This window comes from Acidicapsa ligni, from assembly GCF_025685655.1.
GTDB classification, from domain to species: Bacteria; Acidobacteriota; Terriglobia; order Terriglobales; family Acidobacteriaceae; genus Acidicapsa; species Acidicapsa ligni.
On sequence record NZ_JAGSYG010000016.1, the window covers coordinates 1 to 1,845 of the forward strand.

The following is a 1,845-nucleotide window of genomic DNA, read 5'->3' on the forward strand; positions in this document are numbered from 1 at the left end:
CAACAGTTCGAACTGCAATAACGCCAACTGCGTCGCGATTGCATCGGATGTGGATGGCGACGGCATACCGGATATTGTTTACACGAATTACAACAACAATACAGTTTCGATTTCCATCGGCAACGGGGATGGAAGCTTTCAGGCTCCGATAAGCTATGCGGCAGGAACTAATCCAGGCTTTATTGCAGTGGGCGACTTCAATGGCGATGATGTTCCCGATCTTGCAGTCAGCAATAATGCCAGCAATACTGTCGGAGTGTTCCTTGGCAATGGCGACGGAACGTTTCAACCACAGGTGGCGTATCCTGCGGGGAGTGCCCCGGCAGGTATTATCACCGGGGATTTTAACGGCGACGGCATTGCCGACATGCTGGTTGTTAATGGCAACAACAACACCCTTTCCGTTTTTCTGGGCAATGGCGATGGAACCTTTCAGGCACAGATAACAACTCTTGTCGGCAGTCACGCTCCATCGGCAGTTGCGGTTGCGGACTTCGACGGCGATGGCATTCTGGATGTTGCGGTCAGTATTACCAGTGGAACTGCCGCCAGTAGTGAGATAGCGATCTTTCTCGGCAATGGAAATGGCACGTTCGAGTCATTGGCTGCGTATTCTCCAGCCGGATCAAGTTCCATTGCTGCCGCCGATTTCAACCAGGACGGTATTCCGGATCTGGTTTATTCCAATCATGGCGGCAACACCGTTTCCGTTATGCTCGGCAACGGAGACGGCACCTTTCAGACAGCGGTGCCTTATACGGTTGGATCGAATGTAGGCTCAGTGGCTGTTGGAGATTTCAACGTGGATGGCAACCCGGACATCGTGGCTCCCAGCGGGAATCTTAGCGGCGGGACTACAGCGATCTTGTTCGGCAATGGCGATGGAACCTTTCAGCCTCAGGTAAGTTATGCTGCTGCGGGTAATGGAGTGGCAGTTGCGGATCTGAACGGCGATGGTCTTCCGGATGTGGTGGCTATCAATGATCAGTTATCTATTCTGCTCGACGCACAGATTTCCAACTACAGTGCGAATGGAATTTCCTTCACAGGTAGCGCAGGGGAGCACAACGTCGTAGCCAACTATCCTGGGACCAGTCCATATACCGCAAGCACATCGAGTCCTGTGGGTCTCACCTCCAGCAATGCTACGCCGACTTTGAGCGTAGCAACATCAGGGACGCCGGCTATTTATGGGAGCGCAGTGACCTTCACCGCCACCATTTCCAGCGGACCTACCGGCTCCATGAGATTCTACGATGCCGGTGCATTGATTGGGACCGGCACGATCAGTGGAACAACGGCAACGTTGACGACGAGCACTCTGGCGGCAGGCACACATTTGATTACCGCCGGCTGGGCCGGCAACACAACATACAGTCCCGTCACCTCCAGCGCTATCACGCAGGTCGTGAACCTGCCAAGGCCAACGTTGACCGTGGCGACCTCAGGCACGCCATCGAACTATGGTGGATCGGTAATCTTCACCGCCACCATCTCCAGCGGGCCTACTGGCACAATCACCTTCTATGACGGCACAACTTCGATCGGCACAGGTACCCTCAGTGGGACGACTGCAACCGTGACGGTAAACAGCTTGACAGTGGGAATCCACTCTATCACCGCTAGCTGGCCGGGAAATACAACCTATGCAGCCGTTAGGTCAAGCGCCGTTGCACAAGCTATAAACAATCCTGCGGAGACGGTCTCTTTATCGGTATCATCGAGCGGTGTATCTCAGGGTACGGCGGTGACGTTTACAGCGACAGTGAGGAATGGGACTACCCCCGTATTTCCAGGTCTGGTGCGGTTCTGCGACGCATCGGCGGGTGAGTGTGAGGACATGGC

Annotated in this window: 1 protein-coding gene; it reads left to right on the forward strand. The window is 54.5% G+C overall.

Annotation, left to right across the window (positions count from 1 at the left end; all coding sequences use genetic code 11):
* Nucleotides 1-1,845 (forward strand): FG-GAP-like repeat-containing protein (locus OHL19_RS22955; RefSeq protein WP_263360193.1); only part of this gene is annotated, 1,845 nt, incomplete at both ends.